16 protein-coding genes are annotated in these 17,246 nt (G+C 40.2%); all 16 read left to right on the top strand.

The features are described 5' to 3' along the window. Positions 1-11 precede the first annotated feature (11 nt). Positions 12-1,238 carry a murein transglycosylase domain-containing protein gene (locus tag F612_RS0105415; RefSeq protein WP_019556738.1) on the top strand — a complete coding sequence of 409 codons (1,227 nt, stop codon included), beginning with the start codon at positions 12-14 and terminating at the stop codon, positions 1,236-1,238. Positions 1,239-1,280: 42 nt separating this feature from the next. Continuing rightward, positions 1,281-2,276 (top strand): UDP-N-acetylglucosamine 4,6-dehydratase (inverting), encoded by a 996-nt coding sequence (gene pseB / locus F612_RS0105410; protein WP_019556737.1) that lies wholly within the window; start codon positions 1,281-1,283, stop codon positions 2,274-2,276. A 12-nt stretch (positions 2,277-2,288) separates the two neighbouring features. Further along, positions 2,289-3,452, top strand: a complete 1,164-nt coding sequence (gene pseC, locus F612_RS0105405) for a UDP-4-amino-4,6-dideoxy-N-acetyl-beta-L-altrosamine transaminase (protein WP_019556736.1) — start codon at positions 2,289-2,291, stop codon at positions 3,450-3,452. Then, a complete protein-coding gene (gene pseF / locus F612_RS0105400) occupies positions 3,449-4,147 on the top strand; it encodes a pseudaminic acid cytidylyltransferase (protein WP_019556735.1) in 699 nt (232 codons plus the stop codon). Before pseC ends, pseF begins: the two co-directional genes overlap by 4 nt. Next, positions 4,147-5,757, top strand: coding sequence for a UDP-2,4-diacetamido-2,4,6-trideoxy-beta-L-altropyranose hydrolase (pseG, locus tag F612_RS12235; protein WP_157760461.1), 1,611 nt, complete (start codon positions 4,147-4,149; stop codon positions 5,755-5,757). Before pseF ends, pseG begins: the two co-directional genes overlap by 1 nt. Next, positions 5,757-6,806, top strand: coding sequence for a pseudaminic acid synthase (gene pseI / locus F612_RS0105390; RefSeq protein ID WP_019556733.1), 1,050 nt, complete (start codon positions 5,757-5,759; stop codon positions 6,804-6,806). The genes pseG and pseI overlap by 1 nt, the downstream gene beginning before the upstream one ends. Positions 6,807-6,901: 95 nt before the next feature. Further along, on the top strand, positions 6,902-7,105 hold the full coding sequence (locus tag F612_RS13205; RefSeq protein WP_019556732.1) for a hypothetical protein: 204 nt from the start codon (positions 6,902-6,904) through the stop codon (positions 7,103-7,105). A 148-nt stretch (positions 7,106-7,253) separates the two neighbouring features. Further along, positions 7,254-9,710, top strand: a complete 2,457-nt coding sequence (locus F612_RS0105380; protein WP_019556731.1) for a motility associated factor glycosyltransferase family protein — start codon at positions 7,254-7,256, stop codon at positions 9,708-9,710. Positions 9,711-9,963: 253 nt separating this feature from the next. Further along, entirely contained in the window at positions 9,964-10,785 is an 822-nt protein-coding gene (locus F612_RS0105375) for a flagellin N-terminal helical domain-containing protein (RefSeq protein ID WP_019556730.1), read from the top strand. A gap of 156 nt (positions 10,786-10,941) precedes the next feature. Beyond that, positions 10,942-11,763 carry a flagellin N-terminal helical domain-containing protein gene (locus F612_RS0105370; RefSeq protein WP_019556729.1) on the top strand — a complete coding sequence of 274 codons (822 nt, stop codon included), beginning with the start codon at positions 10,942-10,944 and terminating at the stop codon, positions 11,761-11,763. Positions 11,764-11,803: 40 nt separating this feature from the next. Beyond that, on the top strand, positions 11,804-12,211 hold the full coding sequence (locus F612_RS12230; protein ID WP_019556728.1) for a flagellar protein FlaG: 408 nt from the start codon (positions 11,804-11,806) through the stop codon (positions 12,209-12,211). 30 nt (positions 12,212-12,241) lie between these two features. Continuing rightward, positions 12,242-12,712: a flagellar protein FlaG gene (locus F612_RS0105360; RefSeq protein WP_019556727.1), complete on the top strand. Its 471-nt coding sequence runs from the start codon at positions 12,242-12,244 to the stop codon at positions 12,710-12,712. A 229-nt stretch (positions 12,713-12,941) separates the two neighbouring features. Then, positions 12,942-15,272 carry a flagellar filament capping protein FliD gene (fliD, locus tag F612_RS0105355; RefSeq protein ID WP_019556726.1) on the top strand — a complete coding sequence of 777 codons (2,331 nt, stop codon included), beginning with the start codon at positions 12,942-12,944 and terminating at the stop codon, positions 15,270-15,272. 19 nt (positions 15,273-15,291) lie between these two features. Further along, positions 15,292-15,726 (top strand): flagellar export chaperone FliS, encoded by a 435-nt coding sequence (gene fliS / locus F612_RS0105350; protein ID WP_019556725.1) that lies wholly within the window; start codon positions 15,292-15,294, stop codon positions 15,724-15,726. A 6-nt stretch (positions 15,727-15,732) separates the two neighbouring features. After that, entirely contained in the window at positions 15,733-16,020 is a 288-nt protein-coding gene (locus F612_RS0105345) for a hypothetical protein (protein ID WP_157760460.1), read from the top strand. A 91-nt stretch (positions 16,021-16,111) separates the two neighbouring features. Then, complete coding sequence (locus F612_RS12225; protein WP_019556723.1) at positions 16,112-17,239, top strand: sigma-54 interaction domain-containing protein; 1,128 nt, start codon at positions 16,112-16,114, stop codon at positions 17,237-17,239. Positions 17,240-17,246 lie beyond the last annotated feature (7 nt).

Below are 17,246 nucleotides of genomic sequence, written 5' to 3'. Positions count from 1 at the left end.
GAGGCTTTTTTGTGAAAACCCAAACCTTATCATTCTCAATTCTGTTCATTCTCAGTTTTATGCTGATGTTAGCGGGCAGTTATGTATCGAGCCTTCAAAACTGGCTGGTTTTTAGTAAATCTAATAAAAATGTAATTGTAAATCAAGTAGTTAGTTACGGTAGTATACGCTCGATTAGTAGCAGTGAAATACCTAAAATGGCCGTTGGTTTTGTCCACTTAGAAGAAAATAGCGGGTTTGATAGCAATCAGTCAAATGCTATACCCATTGTGCCAGAAAGCGTCAAAATCTCGTCAAATGCTTCTTCTACTGCGCCTGGTCATGCTGAAATATTACTGAACCCGAAAAATAGTGAACTATTAGCTTCGCCTACTTTTATTGAATATGCCAATGAATTGGTGCTCGAGTTTCCAGCCACTTTAGCCTCTAAGGAAAATTTAAAGCGTGCCATTAGCAAAGTCTTGCTTGGAGAGTCAGAGGTCGATGAAACTAATTTATTAAGCTTGAATTCGATTAAAAGCCAGTACGAACCATTTTATTATAAAAAAATTAGAAATCAGTACGGGCATGCAATTAGATATCCCGTTGAGGCCAGTGCCTATGCTGAATACATACTTAAAAAGCATACCAGTGAGATCGATGATACAGGCCTGAAATTTACTGTGGTGCACATCCCATTGATCGGAATAAAATTACCCATTAACGTTGAAAAGTATAAAAGCTGGGTAGAGGATTACGCGACACGTTTTAAAGTTTCAGAAGATCTAGTTTTTGCCATTATAGAGGTGGAAAGTGCCTTTAATCCATCTGCAGTGAGTAAATCAAATGCATTAGGTTTAATGCAGTTAAAAGCGGAAACAGCAGGTAGAGATGTCTACCAATATGTCGACGGTAAAAAAGGCCAGCCCGGACAGGATGAATTGTTTGATGCGCAGAATAATATCAGAATGGGCACTGCTTATATGGGTTTATTAACACACGAATACCTTCAAGGCGTAGATAATCTTGAAGCTAAAGAGATGTTGTCTATATCGTCTTATAATGGAGGCATCTCTAATACTCTTAAATTGTTCGGTAAAACGCCCGAAATCGCAATTATGCGGGTGAATCAGTTGCACCCTAAGCAAGTTTATCGTACCTTAAGGTATGAACATCAGTCCATTGAGGCAAGACTTTATTTAGATAAGGTCCTGAAAGCCAAAAATCGATACCGTGATTTATTAGGCTTAAACGCGTAAAAATAAGTATATTTCTAAATTCTCCCAAGATAAGGATTGAGAATGTTTGACGATAAAAGTATTTTGATCACTGGCGGTACAGGTTCTTTTGGGCATCGATATGTGCAAACCCTATTGGAACGATTTAATCCAAAAAAAATTGTTATATTTTCTCGTGACGAACTCAAACAATATGAGATGCAACAAAAATTTACATCTGAAAAAATGCGTTATTTTATCGGCGATGTAAGGGATGCAGAGCGTTTAAAGCAAGCCATGTCTGGTATTGATTATGTTATCCATGCCGCAGCACTAAAACATGTTCCTGTTGCTGAATATAATCCAATGGAGTGTATTAAGACCAATATTATTGGTGCGGAAAATGTCATTCAAGCCGCCTTAGCGAATAAGGTGAAAAGTGTTATTGCGCTTTCAACGGATAAAGCTGCAAACCCAGTGAACTTGTATGGCGCGACAAAATTAGCGTCGGATAAGTTATTTGTCGCGGCTAATAATATGGCGGGTGATCTACCGACCAAGTTCTCAGTGGTCCGTTATGGTAACGTAGTCGGTTCAAGAGGCTCTGTTGTACCATTTTTTGAAAAACTGATTGCTGAAGGCGTAGAAAAACTGCCTATTACAGATCCACGCATGACGCGTTTTTGGATTACTTTACAAGGCGGAGTGGATTTTGTTCTTAAGAACTTCGAAAGAATGCACGGTGGTGAAATATTTGTGCCTAAAATCCCTTCAATGCGTATCACTGACTTAGCTGAAGCGATGTTGCCTGGTTCAGATATTGAACTTGTCGGAATCCGTCCTGGTGAAAAGCTGCATGAGATTATGTGTCCCGAGGATGACTCAATGCATACTTTAGAATTTTCTGATTTCTTCGTCATTACACCGACGATTACCTTTACTCAACGAGGTAACAATTACGAAACAAATGCGTTGGGTGAAAAAGGTAAAAAAGTAGCCCAAGGTTTCTCTTACTGTTCAGGTAAAAACCCAGATTTTTTGTCTATTGAAGACCTTAAAAAATATAATAAAATGGCATAAGGTATTAACTTGATGATTCCTTATGGTAGACAAGATATTTCTCAAGCAGATATTGATGCCGTTGTTGACGTTTTAAAGTCTGATTATCTGACACAAGGGCCTCAAGTACCATTGTTTGAAGAAACAGTGGCAAGCTATTGTGGGGCTAAATATGGCGTGGCCGTGAACAGTGCCACATCTGCACTGCATGTCGCCTGTTTAGCACTCGGTTTAGGCGAAGGCGACTGGCTTTGGACCAGTCCCAATACCTTTGTTGCCTCGGCCAACTGTGCCTTGTATTGTGGGGCACAAGTTGACTTCGTGGACATTAATCCGCATACCTATAATATGTCCGTTGAGGCCTTAGAGCATAAGCTCAAACAGGCCAAGTTGAGCAATACACTGCCTAAAATTTTGATTCCGGTACACTTCGCAGGCCAATCTTGTGAAATGCGGGAGATCCATGCCTTAAGTCTGGAGTATGGCTTTAAAATTATTGAAGATGCAGCACACGCCATTGGTGGTAAGTATTTAGGAAAGTCGGTAGGGGGTTGTCAGTATTCTGATATTACAGTGTTTAGTTTTCATCCAGTCAAAATAGTGACCACGGGTGAAGGCGGAATAGCGACCACTAATCAATCGGTTTTAGCTGAAAGAATGCAGTTGCTTCGCAGTCATGGAGTGACCCGTGAACCACATTTGATGACTAAATCGTTAGAAACTGAAGGCGCTTGGTACTATCAACAAGTAGATTTGGGTTTTAACTACAGAATGACTGAGATGCAAGCGGCCCTAGGGGTGAGTCAAATGCAGCGAGTTGACGAGTTTGTCGGCACTCGCAAAGCCTTTGCTAAACGCTATGATGAACTTTTACATAACCTGCCTTTGGTGTTACCTTTTCAACATGCTGACAGCGACTCTTCCTTTCACCTGTATCCGATTCTAATTCAAACGGATCTTATTTTTAAAACCCGTGCAGAGGTGTACAAAGCGCTTCGTGAAGATGGTATTGGGGTAAATATTCATTATATTCCCGTGCACACTCAGCCTTATTATCAAAAAATGGGCTTTGCGGAGGGGAGTTTTCCTTTGGCAGAAGCTTATTATCAACAGGTCATCAGCATTCCCGTGTTTCATGCCATGACTCTTCAGGATCAAAACAGGATCATTGAGCTCTTAGAGCGAGATTTGATATGAAGCTTTGCATCATTCCCGCGAGAGGGGGTAGTAAACGTATTCCACGTAAGAATATTAAGAATTTTCTTGGCAAACCAATCATTGCTTATTCTATTGAGGCAGCGCTAAAGAGTGGCTGTTTTGACAGAATCATTGTTTCAACCGATGATGAAGAAATCGCAGAAGTAGCTCGTAAGTATGGTGCTGAAACCCCATTTCTACGACCAGAGGGACTTGCGAATGATTATGCTGGAACTATTCCGGTTATTAAACAGGCTGTAGAGTGGTTTGAAGAAAATGATGTAGCGCCTCAAATGGTTTGTTGTCTTTATGCGACAGCACCTTTTGTGACCCCCGAAATTTTAAAAAATGCCTTTCAGCAACTTCAAGACAGTCAAGCTGATTATTGTTTTAGTGTGACACCTTTTGCATCACCTATTCAACGAGCGCTGAAAATTACCAGAACAAATCGTCTGGAAATGTTTCACCCTGAAAACTTTAATAAACGCTCTCAGGATTTAGAAGAATCCTATCATGATGCAGGTCAGTTCTACTGGGGTATGCCAGAGGCATTTAAACAGAAAATCCCTATTTTTTCAGAATCAGCTTCCCCCTTTGTTTTACCAAGATATTTAGTCCAGGATATGGATACACCAGAAGATTGGATTCGAGCTGAATTGATGTATAAAGCACTCAATCAAACTGGATGGAATTGATGCAAGTCGTGATTAGAGCAGACGCATCGCTACAAATCGGTACAGGACATGTCATGCGTTGCTTAACCCTTGCTGATGGGTTAAAAAAGCAAGGTGCAAAGGTCCACTTTATCTGTCGAGCGCATCCTGGTAACTTAATAGAAATGATAGAGTCTAAAGGTTATGCCGTAGTTATTTTAGATGCCTCCCAAGCAACCAGGCCTGGTCACTTTAAACCCGAAGCGAATTTGTTTCATGCGGATTGGTTGGGGGGGAGTCAAAAACAAGATGCTTTAGAATGCCAACCTTTTCTCCAGGGTATTCGACCTGATTGGTTAATCGTGGACCACTATGCGATTGACCAGGTTTGGCAGGTTGCTTTAACAGGTTTGTACACAAAGTTAATGGTAATTGATGACTTGGCAGATCGCCAGCATCAGTGTGATTTACTTTTGGATCAGACCTATGGTCGTCAAGGTAAGGATTACAGAAATTTAGTGCCTGAATATTGTCAAATGAGACTAGGTTCACAATACGCTTTACTCCGACCTGAATTTATCAAATGGCGTGAATATAGTTTAAATCGTCGGAGGCAGCCACAACTAAAAAACGTGTTGATCACGATGGGCGGAGTGGATTCAGGCAATGTTACTGGCCAGGTATTGCATGAGTTAGCAGAGTGTAAATTGCCTAAATCGTTAGAAATAACGGTGGTGATGGGAGAGACAGCCCCACATATTAGCGCAGTCAAAGCTCAAGCAGCAGCGATGCCTTATAACACGCAAGTCAAAGTCGATATCAACAATATAGCGGAAATCATGGCAAATGCCGATTTAGCGATTGGTGCGGCAGGTGCAACCACATGGGAAAGATGTTGTTTAGGTGTTCCAACTATTCAAAAAGTTGTTGCTTTGAATCAACAGTTTTCCTCGGAGACTTTGGATAGAAGTGGGATCGTCCGTGCGTGGGATAAAAATTTAAGACTGCAAGACTTGATTGACACTCTGGATTTTTATGGATTGAGTAGAAGATCCAGTGATGTTTGTGATGGGAAAGGAGCTAGTAAAGTCGTAGGAGAAATGATGAATAAAGTTAATTTTAGAAAAATGAACGATTCTGACTTGGATACCGTTAGAGAGTGGCGAGAAAGAGAAGAAGTCAAAAAATTTATGTACACTCGCCATGCTATTACGAAGGATGAACACCAATGTTGGTGGGAATCGATTCGTGATAGATGTGATATCTTGCAGATGATAGTCGAGCTCGATTCAATTCCCATAGGTGTCGTTAGTTTCAGTCAAATAGACTTGATTAACTCAAATGCAGTTTGGGCTTTTTATCTTGGCCCTAATTCACCGCGAGGGATTGGATCTTTAATAGAGTTTTATGCAATTAAATATGCATTTGAGGTTTTGAATTTACATAAATTAAAATGTGAAGTTTTAGGGATAAACCAAAGTGTAATAAAGCTTCATAAAAAATTTGGCTTTATCGAAGAAGGGATTTTTCGGGAAGAACACCTATATGATAATGTTTTCATAGATGTATATAGGTTGGGATTACTACAAAATGATTGGTTAAGCATTTCAGAAACGCTTGAAAATAGAATGTTAAAGATTTGGAAGTTTTAATGAGGAAAATAACCATAAATAAAAGGCAAATAGGTGCCGAATTTCCTCCATATGTTATTGCAGAAATGTCAGCCAATCATAATGGTGATATTAATAATGCCTACAGAATTATTGATATGGCAAAAAGCTCAGGAGCAGATGCGGTTAAGTTACAAACGTATCGACCTGATACCATTACGATGGATATGAAAACGTCCGAGTTTATGATTGAGGGTGGCTTATGGAGCGGCCAAAGTCTTTATGAATTGTATGAAAAAGCGTATATGCCATGGGAATGGCATAAACCCTTATTTGATTATGCTAAAAAAGTAGGCATAACGATTTTTAGCTCACCTTTTGATAATACAGCGGTGGATTTACTTGAAGACTTAAATGCTCCTGCTTATAAAATTGCTTCCTTTGAGGTAATTGACCTGCCATTGATTAAATACGTTGCATTGACTGGCAAGCCCATGATTATCTCTACAGGGATGGCCAATGCAGAGGAGATACAAGAGGCAATTGATGCGGCCAAAGAAGGTGGTTGCAAATCATTGGCAATTTTACATTGTGTCAGTGGTTATCCGGCACCACCTGAAGATTATAATTTAAGAACTTTGGTGGATATGCAAACTCGTTTTGATCTTCCAGTAGGATTGTCGGATCATACTATTGATAATACAACCGCGATTGCCAGTGTGGCTCTAGGGAGTTGTATCATTGAAAAGCATGTCACTTTGGATCGCGATGGAGGGGGGGCGGACGATAGTTTTTCATTAGAGCCACCAGAGCTTCAAGCATTATGTAATGATGCAAAAACTGCGTGGAGTGCATTAGGATCTGTGGATTACGGCTGTAAAGCCAGTGAGCAAGATAATGTGAAGTTTCGTCGGTCACTTTATTTTGTTAAGGATATTAACGAGGGTGAAACCATTACGGCTGAGCACGTTAAAAGTATCCGCCCTGGTTTTGGTTTAGCACCCAAATATTTAGATCAAGTGCTGGGTAAAAAAGTAAAGCAGACTGTAAAATGTGGTCGCAAGGTGACAATGGACATTATTGCATTGTGACAATAAGATTCTTAAAGAGGAATTAAAGCGGATTATAAACAGGGTAGGCATCATTCCGAACGAAGTTGTTTGCGTTGAACGTAAAAATATTGACTATGTTATTACCAAAAGCATCCTTATCCGCGCTAGACTTTGAATTATCAAGTCGTTATCAACAGTCCATGCTTTTAGGTGAGTTGATTGATATAAACACTAATGAACTCCCTAAAATGTATAAAAGATTATATCAATCGAGTAAACGTTGTTTGCTCTTGCCAGATTCTTATCAACCTACGCCAGTAGAAGTGTATTACTGGTAATACGATGGAATTGTTTCCGGATTTAAGACTGGTCGATTGTGGTTTTATCTAACGCCTCGATACAAATCCCCTCTAGAGAACACAATATAGTTTTTAATGAAAAGTAGCTGGTTAATAGCCTATTGAGAATTAATATTTAAGGATATTTATGCAAACAATTCAAACGAATGCCGGAGAAACAGTACTTAAGGGCTTCTACCCTGAACAGCTTAACAATCAGTTGTCAGAGTTAATTTATGAACGTTATATCGGACTAGAGTTACCTAAAAGCAAGTTGTATGTTATTTGGGGGGCGGATTCAGGCTTGATTCTTGATTATTTGGCAAAAATTTCGACAAAAGGTCAGCGTTTTATTTGTATAGATTTTCCTGAAGTCATTGAATATATAAAAACAACCAAAAGTCCCAACTTAATAAATAAAGTAGCGTTCTATACGATAGAGGAGTTTGAGTTTGAATCCCTTTATGAAACGCATCAAGATTATGTCATGCGTAATGCAATTATCTTATTGAAATCCTTGGTCGTGCACGAAGACGAAGGGCTGTATCAAGGGTTGTTCAAAGCAAAGCGAGAGCTGTTTCAGCGCTTCTTGGTTGATAGAGATGATAATCACAATTTTAAAAAGTTTTTTGATCTCCAGCTCGATAGTGCCTGCGATTTAGTACATCCTCTTTCCGTCATTAAAGGTGAACTCGAAGGGGATATTCCAGGCGTGGTGTTAGGGGGAGGTCCTTCTTTAGACCAGGTTATACCATGGTTAAAAGAAAACCAGAGTAAAGTTTGGATATTTGCGGCAAGTCGTATCTGCAAACGCTTGCTGAAAGAGGGGGTTACCCCCGACTTTATCGGCGTGTTTGATCCACATCCTTTGATGTTTGAATACTCCAAAGAGATGTTTGAGTTTCATGATCGAAGTATTTTAATTACCGGAGAGCATTCATATCCACGGATAATTCGTCAATGGCCAGGTTTAAAAACGTATAGTCGAAGACGGTTTCCTTGGATCAGAGGTTCTGAAGATAATTTTATTTCTGATGGTCCAACGGTGACCAATGGACTCTTTGGAATAGCGGCTTATTTAGGGGTGTCAAATTTTTACTTAGCGGGCGTTGATTTCTGCTTTACTCTTGATGGTATTTGTCATGAGTCGGGTAGTATAGAGTCAAAAACTCAACAACGTGACAGTATTGATACGACAATCCTAAACTATAGAGGTGAGCAAGTTGGTACCAATATTCAGCTGTATGATGCGCGTAACCAATTTGAAGAGCAGTTTCTGCGTTTAAAAAAACAGTGGCCTAATTTACAAGCCCACAATCTAAATGACGGCGCGGCTGTGATGGAGGGCATTGATTATCAGCCTATCGATAATGTTGTGTTTGGGCCTCATAAGTTTAAGGTGGTCAAAGCTTTTAATGATGTCTTGCAATTTGATGCAGATAGCGAGAAAGCCTTTCAAACTTTTTTAAAGGCTGAAGTAAATGCGCATGCTCAATGGTTGTCTAAAGTCTCAAAAGAGTCTAAAAAAGGTGTTCACTTGACGTCAAGGCTGTTTATTGAGGCGTCTAAGCAAGGAACAAGAGTTAAAGACATTATTAAGCTTAAAGACAAATTGGAAAAGTTGGTGGGTCATGATTACCAAACGATGGTGAACTACGCCAATAAAGCTTTTATGACGACGCTGCAACCCGTTGAGTCCGAATCGGATATGTCTCACCAAGAGATTACGAACTCTTTAATGGGGTTCTTTAATGGTTTGAATGTCGCGTCTCAGGAGTTTCTGTTAAAACTGGAGGAGATAAAAAAAGAAATCGATTATCGTGCATTAGAAATAGACCCGAAAACAGCTTTTGAAAAGCTGGCCAATCATTGGTCAAAGACTCGAATCCCCGGTCGCTTTAATGTTTGGTTAGAGCACTATGCTTCGCAGCCTTATGAATACTACAAAACGCACTTTACAAATACCGTTATAGAGTTAGAGCATGAATTTAAAGAAATGAGGGAAGATGAGCGTGCTTTAGAGCAACACTTTAAAGATCGCTTAAACAGCCCAGGTGAATTTATTTTTAGGTTGCAGCAAGCATTTGAAAAGCGTGAGCGTAATGCGACAGAAGACATCCTGCTCCAGTTAGGATTTGTCGATAAGCCAGAGTATGATTTTGTCAAATCTTACGGGAAGGGTTTACTGCTAGAAATTCTGGGGAGTACAGACGATGCATTGATACATTATCTTACTTTGGATTCAGCTAAACAACATGCCATTATTCAACAGCAAATCGTTCCGTTAGCCTTTTCATTACAGCAATATGAAAAAGGGCTCGCGGCTTTAAAGTCATTAAGTCAGATGGATTCAAGATATTTACCAAAATATGCAGATGCTTTAGTTTTGTTGGATCGCCTTGAAGCTGCCATTGAGGTTTATAGCTCTTATTCTAATCTGCACAATGATAGTGAAGCGCTTATTAGCTTACTTCGGTTGCTCGTTCAGACAGGGGATGTTGAATCCGCTAATAAATTGCTTCAACAAGCAGAAGGTAGCGACACAATAGATCAACTGTTATTACAAAATTTCGTTGACTCTCTGAACGCTACGGGCAGTCCTTAGTGTTTTAACATACATTAACATTAAGTATTTTCTATATTTAAAGCCACTCTATCATGAGTGGTTTTTTAGTTTCTAACGCTTTAAAACCTCTCTAACAGCTTCTTTTCGTTATTTATTTGTATTTAATTTCAATTTTCTCCTAAAGGTTTTGGTTTTAAGTCCGTTAACTTAATTGAAGGCGGGAGACACTGCCTCAAAACTTAAAATAGAAACACAAAAAACACAATACAAGAATACACAGGGAGTAAATATTATGGCTATGGTAATTAATACAAATATAGGTTCTTTGAATGCAACTCGTCAATTGGAAGCGTCAAGTAAAGATCAAGCGACAGCAATGGAGCGTTTGACCTCTGGTCTACGCATCAATAGCGCAGCAGATGATGCGGCTGGTTTAGCGGTAGCAACTAACATGACTACGCAAATAATGGGTACGGATCAAGCGGTTCGTAATGCAAATGACGGTATCTCTATGGCACAAACCATTGATGGTGCGGCAGATGAGATAACTAGCATGATGCAGCGTCAGCGAGAGTTGGCGGTTCAATCATTAAACGGAACCTACTCAGCAGCTAACCGTACCGCAATGAATGCAGAATTCAGTGCACTAACATCAGAAATAGGCCGTATTGCAAGCACCACTAAATTTAATGGTGTTTCTGTTATGGATACCGTTGTCTCTACCAATATTCAGGTGGGTTGGGAGACTAATGCTCAGGATTCAATTGCCGTCACGACTATTGGTGGTTCGTCAATCGCAACGGCACTCGGAACCGTAGATGTTTTAACAGTTACTAAAGCGGCATTGGCAATTGCTGAACTCGGGGTTCAGTTTACTTCATTAAACTCAGCTCGTTCAGGTGTGGGTGCGGTGCAAAATCGTCTTGATCATACCGTCTCTAACTTGCAAAGCATTAGTGAAAATATCAATGCATCTCGCTCATTTATTCAGGATACAGATTTTGCAAAAGAAAGTGCCGAATTAGCGAGAACACAAGTGCTGCAGCAGGCAGGTATGAGCATGTTAAGTCAAGCCAACCAAGCCTCACAGAATGTATTGCAACTATTGAAATAAAGAGAATAACATCAGGCTACGTAGGTCTGCTGAGAACAGAATTTGAGGAAATTAAGATAGAGTTCCCAATAGCGTTCGCCACCTAGTTGGCGGATAACATAAAAGTTAGCAAGCCGACTAGGGCAATACTAACTAATCTTAAAAAGGAGAATTATCATGGCTATGGTAATCAACACAAATATAGGTTCTTTGAATGCAACTCGTCAGCTTGAATCTTCAGGTAAAGATTTGGCAGTGGCTATGGAGCGTTTGACTTCTGGTCAGCGTATCAATAGAGCTGCAGATGATGCAGCTGGTTTAGCGGTAGCAACCAATATGACTACGCAAATTAAGGGTACCGACCAAGCGGTTCGTAATGCAAATGACGGTATCTCTATGGCACAAACCATTGATGGTGCAGCAGATGAAATGAGTAACATGATGCAACGTCAGCGTGAGTTAGCGGTTCAATCATTAAACGGAACCTACTCAGCAGCCAACCGTACTGCAATGGATGCTGAATTCAGCGCGCTTACCTCAGAGATAGGACGTATTGCAAGTACCACTAAATTTAATGGTGTTTCTGTTATGGATACCGCTGTCTCTACCAATATTCAGGTGGGTTGGGAGACTAATGCTCAGGATTCAATTGCCGTCACGACTATTGGTGGTTCGTCAATCGCAACTGCACTCGGAACCGTAGATGTTTTAACAGTTACTAAAGCGGCATTGGCAATCGCTCAAATAGACACTCAGCTTAGTAAACTAAACACAGCTCGTTCAGGCGTAGGTGCGGTGCAAAACCGTCTTGATCATACGGTATCAAACTTGCAAAATATCAGTGAAAACGTATCTGCAGCACGTTCAAACATTCAAGATACGGATTTCGCAAAAGAAAGTGCTAACTTAGCGAAAAACCAAGTATTACAGCAAGCGGGTATGAGTATGTTGAGCCAAGCGAACCAGTCTTCGCAAAACGTACTAACACTTCTTCGATAATAACTTGGCTAACGTTTGAGTTCAATAAGGAGAGAGTGATATGGATATAAATTCTTTGTCAACGTCCGCTATTGAAAACAGTGCTCTACAGTCAGGTGTTAAGCCTGCTGTAGAAATGCCAAAACAACAGCAGATAGAAGCCTCAGTCGCGACTTCTGCACCGAAGGCTCCGTCAGAAACGAGAGCGACCACTCTTGAAAAGGTTGCACAAGTTAATTCAAGACTTGAGCAGCTTGGAGTGGGTATAGCGTTTTCAGTGGATGAAACAACTCAGTCTTCGGTGATTAAAGTAATAGATCGAACAACTGATGAAGTCATTAAACAGTACCCGAATGAAGGTTCGCTTGAAATGATGAAAAACATTCAAAGCTATCTGGAATCAGTGCAAAAAGGTGGCGTGCTTAATAAAGAAGGTTTGACAGGTGTCTTATTCAATGAAATTATATAGATATATATTGAATTGAATAAGGGGGGATGTATGGCCATTTTAAATGGTATACAGCCTAACAACTTGACGACAATGCCAACAGGCAATGCAATGAAATCGTTCGATTCAGGTGCATTTCAGGAAACGAATCAGCAAACGTTTGCTCAAGAAGTTGCGCAAAACAAACCTGATATCGGTCAACTGAAATTACGGGAAGCGAGCGATCAACTAACGGGTTTATCTAATAATTCGATAGATTCAGCTGCATTAGATACATTGATGATGCATCTAAATACTCAGTTAAAACAGCTTCAAAATTACATGAAGTTTACAAGAGATGAAAGCACCGACAAAATGGTGATTTTCATAAAAGACAGTGAAACTGACGAAATACTTCGTCAGATTCCAACCCAAGAATTTTTAGCGATTTCTAAAAGTATTAGTCAATACATAGAGATGCGCCAACAGAATTCTGAAAAGTTTATGCCACCCGTTGGAATGTTTACCAACGAGACTGTTTAAAGTGGCCCCCTTTCCCTTGTGTGTTTAGCGGCCTTTTGGTCGCTTTTTTTATTCCTATTTTCGGTTTATATGACACTCTTATCGAAATCCTGCGATTTTTCTAAAGTTTTCCTCTTAATAGTCGATACTAAATATTAGAAGAACAATATAATCAACTTGGCATTTTTGGTGCTTTAAGTCATTAATGTTAAAATGAAGTATAAAATCCTATTTGACCTGGAGCGCCATTATGGCCAATGAAATTGGTACCACGTTACTAAATACACTTACAAATAGTAAGTTTGATATCGGGAATATGGCCAAAGTGTTAGCTGACTCGAGTGTTGCTGGCCCTATTGCCGCTTTAGATGCGAAAGAATTGAAGACCAATACTGAGTTAAATGCGTTGACATATTTAGAGTCAAATATGCAAGCATTTCAGTCCTATTTACTCGATCTATCATCCCCTAAGATTTTTCAATCTCGTAATGTTACGTCTACTGACCAAACAGTGGTCTCTGTGCAGGCGGATGGCGCTGCAGCAACAGGTTCCTATGGCATCGAATCTAAGCAATTAGCACAGTCCCATACTTTAGTGGCGAATAAAACGTATAGTTCTGCTTCGGATGCTATTTCTACGGGTACTTTAAGTATTGGTGTCGGTGGGCAAACTAAAAGTATTGTCATTGATGCTTCTAATAATACGTTGGAAGGGCTGCAAACCATTGTTAATAACGGCGATTATGGTGTAAATGCCGCTATTGTAAACAATGGTGGGCAATATCAAATTATGTTCTCGTCTAAAAGTACCGGTGCTGCCTCAGAGATTACCTTAAGTGGATTGAGTGATTTTGATGTGGCTGGATTGACCACTACCACTGATGCACAAGATGCGGTGATGGCAATCAATGGTTTGAATGTCTCAAACAGTACTAATGATTTTAATGATGTGATTAAGGGTTTAAATATTCAACTTAAGTCCGTTTCAGCAGTCACCCAAAATGTAGGCGTTGCTTCCGATACTCAAAAAATTGTTGATACGGTTTCTAGCTTTGTTGATGTTTATAATCAATTAGATACTATTTTTGATGATGTAGGTTCTTATAAGCCTCTTACTAAGGAACAGCAGGCATCTCCAGATTTTGATTTTTTTGGCGATCTTGCTGGCAGTTCGCTTTTAAGAGGCTTAAAAGATCAAGTTAGAAGTGCTTTAGGGGGGGCGATCTCACAATTATCGGATCCAAACACCCTGGCATCTGCAGGTATTGAATTCGATAAAGGTGGCCAGTTGACGGTAGACGTTGCCAAATTAGAAAATTTGGCCACTAATAATGTAGATGCCTTAGGTTTGCTTTTTGCAAAAGGAGGTACGAGTAATGATCCACTTGTCAATGTCATTGGCGGCAGTGCTGAAACGCAAGCGGGCAACTACACTATAGATGTGACCCAGCTTGCAGAAAGAGCGACAGTTGCCGGGGGGGCTGTAACTTATGCACCAGGTGAATATCGCGCCAGCGGTGATCGTGTATTTGATCCGCTTGCTTCTTTAACGGTAGCGGCTGGAGCTAGTTTGCAAGTGTCCATTAATGGTGCGGCCAGTGTTGCGGTAAGTTTAACGGCTGGCAGCTATGCTACTAAGGATGCAGTCGCCGCACAGATGCAAGTGGATATTAACACGGCATTAGGCTTAGCGGGTCCCTCTACCGTTACGATGAGTTATGATGCATCGCAATCACGTTACGAAATGACGACGGCAGATGGTACGATTGATTTAACGAGTATCGCCAATATGAGTAATCAAGGTTTTTCAGCCACATCTAGTTATGCTGGAGAGCAGTTGATTGATTTACCGACTGCGACCAGTTTTGATGTGTCTATTGATGCATCAACGACTGCATCAACGAGTATTGCGATCGGTAAATACACGTTACAAGAGTTTTCAGATACATTACAAAATAATATAAATAGCTTGAGTGAAGTTGTTGCCACAGGTGCTAAGGTGAATGTTTCAACGGCAGGTGGAGTCTTAGGTATTACTTCTGATCGTTTTGGGGCTGCTTCTGATGTCACGCTTTCAAATTTTGTCGGTTTGGGTAATTCTGGTCTAACGGCTAATTTAACCGATGTAGGACTGAATCTCGATGGAACAATTACCACTGCTGCCGGATCTTTGAGTATAGGTGCCTATGTTGATAGTCAAGATGGACGTAAAGTGAACGTTTCAGATTTTGCGATCATTGGCACGGACCCAGCCGCCGTTCGAGGGCTACAGTTTGAGGTTTTGGGTGGTGCGGTAGGAGCGCGAGGCAGCATTACCTTTTCACAAGGATTTGCAAGTCGCTTAGATGAAACCATTAAGAATTTATTTGAAGATAAGAATGGCTTAGTGACACAGAGAATTGAATCATTGAACTCTAAAACGGGTGATTATGAAGATAAACGTGGCACCTTAGATGCGCGTTATGAAAAATTATTGCTCAAATATCAAATACAATTTTCCTCTTTGCAATCTTTGATATCAAGCACGACGGGCACTCGGGATTTTTTAACAGCCAATTTTTCAAATAACCGTACTAACTAAAGTTTAATAGGATCTAGTGATGAATTTAGCACTTAAAAAACAGTTTATTAAACAATACGCTAATAACTATATTGAAACCGCCGTTTCAGAAGCGACACCGCATAAATTGGTGGAGATGTTGTACGATGGTGCAATTAAGAATATGAATCTGGCAAAAGTTTTTATCGAACATAAAAATCTTGGAAAAAAATCAGAGCATATTAATAAAGCACTTTCGATCATTAATGCATTGAGAGCTGGTGTTGATATGGATAAAGGTGCTGAGGTAGCAGGCAACTTGTATGACTTATATGATTATTGCTATCGTCGCCTTTTTGAAGCATCTGTTAAGAATGATATAACTCTCCTGGATGAAGTTTTAGAGCATATCATTTCGATTAGTCAGGCCTGGAAACAGATGCCTGATAACATTAAGAGAGTCTCGAAAGCACAAGTGGACCAAATGAGCGTTTAATTGATTATGTCCATAGAAATGAGAAAGTTACAGCTGTTGACTCACTCTAAAAATATGCTGACAGCGGCACAGCAAAGTCAATGGACTCGCTTTTCGGAATTAGAAGCGGGTTGGTTGGTCTGGTTGCAAGCATCCGTTGAAAAGTATGGAAAGGCATTAAACTCAATTGGCTCAGAGTTAATAAACGATAACCAAAAAATTCAAGAATGTTTTATATTAGAGCAGAAAAAAATGCTCCGAGAACTAGAACAAAGTACTAAAAATACTTCTTCCATCAAGTCTTACCTAAAATAAATCTATAAAATATTGCCATTTTTTTGACATCACATCGAAACCTCTATATAAAGGGAGTCTAGATGGTTTAACTTAAATTAATGGCGGCTAAATGTCAGAAGGTATTTTTTCTTCCCTCGTTGGCAATGGCCCTGCGATGCAGCGAGTCAAAAAACTGATTCAACAAGTTGCTGAAACGGACGCAACGGTTCTTATATTAGGCGAGTCGGGCACAGGTAAAGAAGTGGTTGCGCAAGCGTTGCATAACGTTTCTCATCGATCTCAAAAATGCTTTATTCCTATAAACTGTGGTGCAATTCCCGGTGAATTATTAGAAAGTGAACTCTTCGGGCATGAACGAGGGGCATTTACGGGGGCCATTACGGCGCGTAAAGGCCGTTTTGAAATGGCTGAAAAAGGCACTATCTTTTTGGATGAAATCGGCGATATGCCGTTACCTATGCAGGTTAAGTTGTTACGCGTCTTACAAGAACGTATGTATGAACGAGTTGGCGGTAATAAAAGCTTTCAGTGTGATATCCGTGTGATTGCGGCAACGCATAGAGATTTAGAAGAGACGATTGAGGCGGGAAGTTTCCGTGAAGATCTATTTTATCGCCTAAATGTTTTCCCAATTGAGATGCCTTCTTTGCGCGAACGGCCAGAAGATATTCAGTTGTTATTAGATTTCATGTTTAATAAAATTCAGGAAACTGGCCGTAAAATTCCAACTTTGTCTGAGCATGCTCTCATTGCTCTTCAGCATTATCCTTGGCCAGGAAACGTCCGTGAACTTGGGAATTTAGTCGAAAGGTTGTCAATCTTATTCCCTGGGCTACCAGTAGATTACGCAGACTTGCCTAAGAAATATCAGATTCAGTTAGCGGATGGTGCCGAATTTATTCAACCAGCACTCTCTTCTGATGGTAACTTGTCACATAATGAAGTTGCGGAGCGTGCGGATGCAGGAATTTCGCTCACTCAACCCAACCATAATACGCCTCTATCAGAACCTACTCTCAATGAGTTATCAGCGGAATCACCGGTGCGAGTCTCTCTTGACAGTAGTCCTAATTTGGACGATGGTTTAGACCTGAAATCCTACTTAGTTGAGATGGAAGTGCAGCTTATTCAAAGAGCGCTCTCGCAGACAGATGGCAATGTTTCACAGGCCGCTAAATTATTACAGACTAACCGAACCACGTTGGTCGAGAAAATTCGCAAATACGAGTTAACTTAAATTTCGG

The sequence above is a fragment of the Thiomicrorhabdus arctica DSM 13458 genome (assembly GCF_000381085.1).
GTDB lineage: Bacteria > Pseudomonadota > Gammaproteobacteria > Thiomicrospirales > Thiomicrospiraceae > Thiomicrorhabdus > Thiomicrorhabdus arctica.
The sequence above is the reverse complement of the archived record's forward strand: the minus strand, read 5'-3'. Positions and strand labels throughout refer to the sequence as shown.

Bases quoted from the DNA above. Each gene is read 5' to 3' on its own strand.
- F612_RS0105360 (WP_019556727.1), top strand. From the start codon at position 12,242: ATGGCCATTTTAAATGGTATACAGCCTAACAACTTGACGACAATGCCA.
- F612_RS12230 (WP_019556728.1), top strand. From the start codon at position 11,804: ATGGATATAAATTCTTTGTCAACGTCCGCTATTGAAAACAGTGCTCTA.
- pseC (WP_019556736.1), top strand. From the start codon at position 2,289: ATGATTCCTTATGGTAGACAAGATATTTCTCAAGCAGATATTGATGCC.
- pseG (WP_157760461.1), top strand. From the start codon at position 4,147: ATGCAAGTCGTGATTAGAGCAGACGCATCGCTACAAATCGGTACAGGA.
- F612_RS0105370 (WP_019556729.1), top strand. From the start codon at position 10,942: ATGGCTATGGTAATCAACACAAATATAGGTTCTTTGAATGCAACTCGT.
- pseI (WP_019556733.1), top strand. From the start codon at position 5,757: ATGAGGAAAATAACCATAAATAAAAGGCAAATAGGTGCCGAATTTCCT.
- fliS (WP_019556725.1), top strand. From the start codon at position 15,292: ATGAATTTAGCACTTAAAAAACAGTTTATTAAACAATACGCTAATAAC.
- F612_RS13205 (WP_019556732.1), top strand. From the start codon at position 6,902: ATGTTATTACCAAAAGCATCCTTATCCGCGCTAGACTTTGAATTATCA.
- F612_RS12225 (WP_019556723.1), top strand. From the start codon at position 16,112: ATGTCAGAAGGTATTTTTTCTTCCCTCGTTGGCAATGGCCCTGCGATG.
- F612_RS0105380 (WP_019556731.1), top strand. From the start codon at position 7,254: ATGCAAACAATTCAAACGAATGCCGGAGAAACAGTACTTAAGGGCTTC.
- F612_RS0105375 (WP_019556730.1), top strand. From the start codon at position 9,964: ATGGCTATGGTAATTAATACAAATATAGGTTCTTTGAATGCAACTCGT.
- pseB (WP_019556737.1), top strand. From the start codon at position 1,281: ATGTTTGACGATAAAAGTATTTTGATCACTGGCGGTACAGGTTCTTTT.
- F612_RS0105345 (WP_157760460.1), top strand. From the start codon at position 15,733: ATGTCCATAGAAATGAGAAAGTTACAGCTGTTGACTCACTCTAAAAAT.
- pseF (WP_019556735.1), top strand. From the start codon at position 3,449: ATGAAGCTTTGCATCATTCCCGCGAGAGGGGGTAGTAAACGTATTCCA.
- fliD (WP_019556726.1), top strand. From the start codon at position 12,942: ATGGCCAATGAAATTGGTACCACGTTACTAAATACACTTACAAATAGT.